Genomic DNA, 5988 nt, shown 5'->3' with positions numbered 1-5988 from the left:
TGGCATTTAATTTTAAAATATGAAGAAAGAATCTAAATTATTAATAATTGCATTTATCATATTTGTAATTAGTTTATTAACAAGATGTATTTAGAAACTTATACAATAATATAAATAATAGAGAAATAAAAATATGCATTTAAGATTATAATTAAAATCGCTCCTTATAAGGAGCGATTTTAATTATAAAGATTTTATGGCTAAATATGAGGTGGAGTTTAGTAGAAAATAAAATAATAAAGATGCTCTATAAGAGCACCTTTAATCTAGTATGCTAGGAACTAACCTTATTTAGTGGGATAAATATAAATAGAACCTTCCCCGACTATTACTATTCTAAACTCAGGTGTAATTTTAACTAAATTAAATTTTTCAGAGTTTGGTTGAAATCTAATAGATTGAACTAAAACCTGATTTTCATCGAATACTTGAAGGTAAGCACCTTCAGTTTGAGAAACATTTTGAACCATATATTGATTGTCTTGTGAAAAATTTAAATCTGCAACCTTATATACCCCTTCTTTAAATACGTTAAGAGCATGAACAGTATTAATAGATACGCTTAATAAAAAGCATGAAACAAATAAAAGTGCAATTATTTTCTTTTTCATAATTAAACCACCTTTCTAGTATAGTTTAACTAGTAAAAAGATAAATATTCGATAATCAAAATAGTAAAAATTAACTAAATATAAAAAACAATGTATGAGTATAACATGAGCATTAAAAAACTTAGGATAATTAGTTTTGTATGGAATTAAGGTTATGATGATATTAATATAACTATATAAATTGCTTTAAACAATAGAAAAGCGAGATGTTATTTTCCCGCTCTAAATACTATCTTTCTTAAAGTAACTGAAGAGGTATATCCCATTGAAAATGCATTTATAGAACTGATTAAATCATCCGAGTTTTTTGAATTGAGATATCTATCAGCTTCTATTATAGATAATTTGTAAAACCCCAATATAGCTTGTAAAGCTGCAGCGATATCAGATTGTTCTGGGGATAAATTATAAGCTTTTTCAGTTAGGTCATATATTAATGAATTTATGAAACTAATTTGTATTCTAGCTTCATTTATATCAAAACTTTCTGAAGAAATAGATTTTATCAATACATACATATTACTATCTAAAAAATCTAAATCTCTAGCAATGGATTTAACATATGGATCATATGCTGGAGACTTAAGAGCAGAAGCAGTATTTATACTACTTGAAAAAATAAGTACAGTTATAAAAAATAGGATACTTAGCTTCTTTAAATACATAGTGCACATCCTTTTTTATAAGTAGTATATGTAGAAACATTCAAATTATAGGGGATTAGAAAATAATTATTTAATTTTATTTACAACAGTTCTTAAACTACCAGAAAGATTATATCCTATTGAAAATGGAGTAATAGAGTTAATCAAATTGTCAGAATTATTATATTTTAAATAGAATTTTAGTTATATTATAGATATTTTGTAATAATTTAATATAGATTGCATAGCTAAAATAGCATAAGCATCTATATTAGAGACTATGTAAATATAAAAAGGCGGGATTTTATTTTCCCGCATCACTTATAATTCTTTCTAATTCTTTTGAAGCGCTAGAAGCTAATGAAAATGCATTAATAGCATCAATTAAATTGTCAGGATCTTTAGTTTCTAAATATGATTGTATTTTCATCAAAGATATTTTATAAAAATTTAATATAGATTGAATGGCTAGTATAGAATCAGTGTCTTCTTTATTAAGTTTTGAAACTTTTATATTTAAGTCGTTAATTAAAGTTTCTATAAATTTAATGCTTTTACCAATCTCATCCTCTTTATAATCTCCCATAATGACAGCTTTAGTTAACAGATACATATCATTATCCACTCTTTCCAAGTCTTGAATATATTGATTGTTAACTGAATTTGTGGTAGTAACTATAAGAGCATGAGTAAAGGTTATATTGCTTGTAAATAAAATTAAAGTTATAGCTAAAACGATACTTAATTTTTTCAAAAACATATCTACACATCCTTTTTAACATAGTATGTGTAGTATCAATAAACTATAATGATGAAAAATTTAAAAAAAGAAGTGGAGTAGAGAATTCGATTTGTAAAAAATAAGAAGGCTAGAAAAACTCTAGCCTTTATAGGTAATAATGTTTTTATCACGATGATATTACTGAGAAGGTTAAGTATATTATTTACAGTTTTAAAAATGGATATTCAAAAAAGTTAGGAGATAAAAATAAAAATCATATCGAAACTAAATAAAACCTTGTGACAGATGTATTAAAAGAAGGAATAATTTATCTAGGACCTATTAAGTATAAGTACTAAAGAGATAAAGTTTACCCTAATAATGATAAAGATTTACAATAACAACCTAATGTCATAACATATGATAAACAACTATTAAAAGTTGCATGTCTATATATAAAATAATTTTATAAAAAATGGAATGAATCAAAAGTATAGTTGAACACTTTGGAAATTAATAGTATAATAAACAACATGCAAAAAGAACTAAGTTGTTGGTAAAATTATGGATAAGTATATTTTACTGAACATTGCATAAAACAACTCTATAAAGATGTTGAAACTCCAACGATTATTAAAAAACGTTGGGACTTGTTCGAGAACCTCCAAGTATAAAAAACTAAGGTAATTATATAGTGGCAGTATATAAGACATATCCTTAGCTATGACTTTAAATTAAAAGTTGTAAGGTTCTCCTTATTAATAATTTTTTAAGGAGGCATTTGTTATGCAAAAAAGAAAAGTAATAATTGACTGTGACCCAGGTATTGATGATTCATTAGCTTTATTATTAGCTATAAATTCACCAGAACTAGAAATACTGGGCATAACTACTTGCAGCGGGAATGTACCTGCTAAGATTGGAGCTGAAAATGCTCTATATACACTTCATAGATTTTCTGATAAAAACATAGATGTATATGTTGGAGAAGAAAATCCCATAAAAAGAGAACTTGTAACAGCTCAAGACACACATGGAGAAGATGGTGTTGGAGAAAATTTCTATGAGAAAGTACCTAATAAGTTTATAAAATATGGGGGAGTAGACTTTATTATAGAAACACTAAAAAATAATAAAAATGTATCTATAATAGCTCTTGGACCATTAACTAACATTGCTAAAGCACTTATGAAAGAAAAATATGTTTTTAAAAACTTAGATGAATTTATATCTATGGGTGGTGCATTTAGAATACACGGTAATTGTTCGCCTGTTGCAGAATTTAATTATTGGGTTGATCCACATGCAGCTGAATATGTTTACAAAAATTTACCTAAAAAAATCCACATGATAGGGCTAGATGTAACTAGAAAAATAGTATTAACACCAAATATTATCGAATTTATAAATAGATTAGATAAAAACTTATCTGAATATATAACACAAATAACAAGGTTTTATATTGATTTTCATTGGAACCAAGAAGGGATAATAGGATGCGTTATAAATGATCCATTAGCTGTAGCGTATTTTATAGATAGAAGTTTGTGTGATGGATTTGAATCATATACAGAAATTGTTGAAAGTGGAATAGCTATGGGGCAGAGTATAGTAGATTCATTTGACTTTTATAAAAGAAATCATAACAGTGTAGTGCTTACTGAGGTTGACGAGAAAAAATTCATGAGTATGTTTTTAAAAAGGCTATTTCCTAAACACATAGATAAAATTGATTTGATAGGGGGATTAATTTAAATGAAAAAAACTCTATCTACATACCAAGTAACAATAATAGCTTTAGGTATTGTATTAAATGTAGTTGGCGCGTTTATAGCACTGACATTAAGACTACCTATATACTTGGATTCGATTGGAACTATATTTATAGCGTGTGTACTAGGGCCTAGATATGCTGTTTTAACAGGAATTTTAGGGAGCTTTGTAAGTGGAATGACATTTGATATATATTCATTATTTTTTATGCCAGTTCAGATAACAACGGGATTAATAGCTGGAATTATATTTGAAAAAGATTTTTTAAAAGGTGGTAAAATATTTATAGGAGTAATGGCTTTTTCAATCCCAACTTCTATATTAAGTGCTATAATAGCAGCATTTGTATTTGGAGGCGTAACTTCATCAGGATCATCATATATAGTACAAATTTTATCCGTATTTGGAGTTAATAAGATTGTAGGCGTATTTTTTACACAGGTTCTAACTGACTATACAGATAAATTTATAGCAGTTGTAATTGTAAAATATGCAGTTTCGTTAGTTCCAAACAATATAATAAATAAATTAAAATTTAAAAATAGTTATATGGAGATAAACAATGGATAGATATAGTGAAATCAATAATAAAAATAAACGTGAAATAGTACTTCTGAAAGGATTTCCTTGTATATGGGGTAAATGTTCATTTTGTGATTATACTCTAGATAATGACAATGATGAAGAAGATATGAATAGATTAAATTTTGAAGTATTAGAAAATGTTACGGGGAAATATAAAGTATTAGAAGTTATAAACTCAGGAAGTTGTTTTGAACTTCCTAAAGATACTTTAGATAGAATAAAAAGTATTATAATCGAAAAAAATATAGAAAAGTTATTTTTAGAAAGTCACTGGTGTTATAAAAATAGATTAGACGAAATTAGAAGATTTTTTAACATACCTATAATATTTAAAACTGGAGTAGAAAGTTTCGATTATGATTTTAGAAATAACTTTTTAAAGAAAAATGCTAAGTTTAAAACTGTAGATGAGCTAAAAGCTTACTTTGATTCACCTTGTATGATGGTAGGCATAAAAGGTCAAACTAAAGAAATGATAGATAGGGATATAGATATAGTTTTGAATAACTTTGAACATGCTACTATAAATGTGTTTATAAATAACACTTCTTGTATAAAAAGAGATGAAGAATTAGTTACTTGGTTTAAGGAAAAGTATAAATTCTTAGATGAAAATGAAAAAATAGAAGTGCTTTATAATAATACTGATTTTGGAGTTGGTGAATAAAATATGTGTGAATTTGGAAAAAATGTTACAATAATATGAAAAAATTTAAAAAAAATATGGAACTAAGTTCATATATAGTATAATATAATAACAAAGACGAAGAACCGAGGTGCTAATATATGAACAACATTATAAATAAGACATCAATAATATGTACAATGTTAATGGTTACAGTTAGCATGCTTTCAGGGTGCTCATCAAATGAAAGTATTACTGATAATAATATAAATAAAAAAATAGAATCTGAGAGTGTAAACATTGATATAAATGAAAAAAATGCTAAAGTACTGAAAATAGGTAAAACAGAAATAATAAATGAAAATAACAGTGGAAATAGTGAAGAACTTAATATTATAGATACAAAAACTAAAGTTACAAATACAAGTGACTTTAACATTCGAAATATAGAACTAACATTCAGAGAGTATGATAAAGAAAATACTGCATTGGCAAAAACAGAAGCTTTATGTAAAATTACATTAAAACCAAATGAAAGTGCATATATACAAGCTGCACATAAAAAATATGCTAAAGATGTTAAAGTTACAGGATATTCATATAACTTAGGCAATAAACTTGTAAGTATAGACTTAGAAACTAATAAATTAGATATATCAACTACGAGGGAAAGAGTTGTAAAAGATTCAAAATATGATATATTGGGGATATCTAAACCAGAACTTGTAAGTGAAGTTAATGGTGGATATAGCTCTAAAATTACAATAAAAAATATTTCAGATAAGGATATAGGAAGTGTAGTTTTAGAAGTTGCAGAGTTAAATGATGAAAATGAGTACACTAATGTAACTTACTTGGATTCATATGAAGTAATTAAAAAATCTCAAGATGTAAGTTTAAGTTCCGTACATGCTAATGATGCAAAAAAATTAGAGGTAATAGGATATATTTATGATGACGTAAAAGACAATACAACTGTTGAAGTAAATTTAAAATTAAATGAAGTAATATTATTAAAATAAAAAAATT

At 25.9% G+C, this 5988-nt stretch carries 7 protein-coding genes and 1 riboswitch; of the genes, 4 read left to right on the top strand and 3 right to left on the bottom strand.

Annotated elements, in window-relative coordinates:
* Positions 1–287: 287 nt before the first annotated feature.
* From VN21_RS16350 to VN21_RS16340, 3 genes are all read right to left on the bottom strand, one after another.
* Positions 288–611, bottom strand: a complete 324-nt coding sequence (locus VN21_RS16350) for a hypothetical protein (protein WP_046824201.1) — start codon at positions 609–611, stop codon at positions 288–290.
* A 209-nt stretch (positions 612–820) separates the two neighbouring features.
* On the bottom strand, positions 821–1276 hold the full coding sequence (locus tag VN21_RS16345; protein ID WP_046824200.1) for a hypothetical protein: 456 nt from the start codon (positions 1274–1276) through the stop codon (positions 821–823).
* A 283-nt stretch (positions 1277–1559) separates the two neighbouring features.
* Positions 1560–2015 carry a hypothetical protein gene (locus VN21_RS16340; RefSeq protein ID WP_046824199.1) on the bottom strand — a complete coding sequence of 152 codons (456 nt, stop codon included), beginning with the start codon at positions 2013–2015 and terminating at the stop codon, positions 1560–1562.
* 604 nt (positions 2016–2619) lie between these two features.
* A riboswitch (PreQ1 riboswitch) is annotated at positions 2620–2664 on the top strand.
* A 98-nt stretch (positions 2665–2762) separates the two neighbouring features.
* On the opposite strand from VN21_RS16340, the gene VN21_RS16335 reads away from it, so the two are divergent.
* From VN21_RS16335 to VN21_RS16320, 4 genes are all read left to right on the top strand, one after another.
* On the top strand, positions 2763–3731 hold the full coding sequence (locus VN21_RS16335; RefSeq protein ID WP_046824198.1) for a nucleoside hydrolase: 969 nt from the start codon (positions 2763–2765) through the stop codon (positions 3729–3731).
* A complete protein-coding gene (locus tag VN21_RS16330; RefSeq protein WP_046824197.1) occupies positions 3732–4319 on the top strand; it encodes an ECF transporter S component in 588 nt (195 codons plus the stop codon). It abuts the gene before it with no gap.
* The gene (locus tag VN21_RS16325) at positions 4312–5001 is read left to right on the top strand and encodes a radical SAM protein (RefSeq protein WP_046824196.1); all 690 of its coding nucleotides are present in this window, start codon (positions 4312–4314) and stop codon (positions 4999–5001) included. The genes VN21_RS16330 and VN21_RS16325 overlap by 8 nt, the downstream gene beginning before the upstream one ends.
* A gap of 119 nt (positions 5002–5120) precedes the next feature.
* Entirely contained in the window at positions 5121–5981 is an 861-nt protein-coding gene (locus VN21_RS16320; RefSeq protein ID WP_046824195.1) for an FxLYD domain-containing protein, read from the top strand.
* Positions 5982–5988 lie beyond the last annotated feature (7 nt).

It is taken from the genome of Paraclostridium benzoelyticum (assembly GCF_001006285.1).
Taxonomy (GTDB): Bacteria; Bacillota; Clostridia; order Peptostreptococcales; family Peptostreptococcaceae; genus Paraclostridium; species Paraclostridium benzoelyticum.
Note: the sequence above shows the minus strand (reverse complement) of the source record. Positions and strands in the feature narration are given on the sequence as shown.

Coding starts and splice junctions, on each gene's coding strand:
- VN21_RS16340 (WP_046824199.1), bottom strand. CDS start 2,015: ATGTTTTTGAAAAAATTAAGTATCGTTTTAGCTATAACTTTAATTTTA.
- VN21_RS16335 (WP_046824198.1), top strand. CDS start 2,763: ATGCAAAAAAGAAAAGTAATAATTGACTGTGACCCAGGTATTGATGAT.
- VN21_RS16330 (WP_046824197.1), top strand. CDS start 3,732: ATGAAAAAAACTCTATCTACATACCAAGTAACAATAATAGCTTTAGGT.
- VN21_RS16350 (WP_046824201.1), bottom strand. CDS start 611: ATGAAAAAGAAAATAATTGCACTTTTATTTGTTTCATGCTTTTTATTA.
- VN21_RS16325 (WP_046824196.1), top strand. CDS start 4,312: ATGGATAGATATAGTGAAATCAATAATAAAAATAAACGTGAAATAGTA.
- VN21_RS16320 (WP_046824195.1), top strand. CDS start 5,121: ATGAACAACATTATAAATAAGACATCAATAATATGTACAATGTTAATG.
- VN21_RS16345 (WP_046824200.1), bottom strand. CDS start 1,276: ATGTATTTAAAGAAGCTAAGTATCCTATTTTTTATAACTGTACTTATT.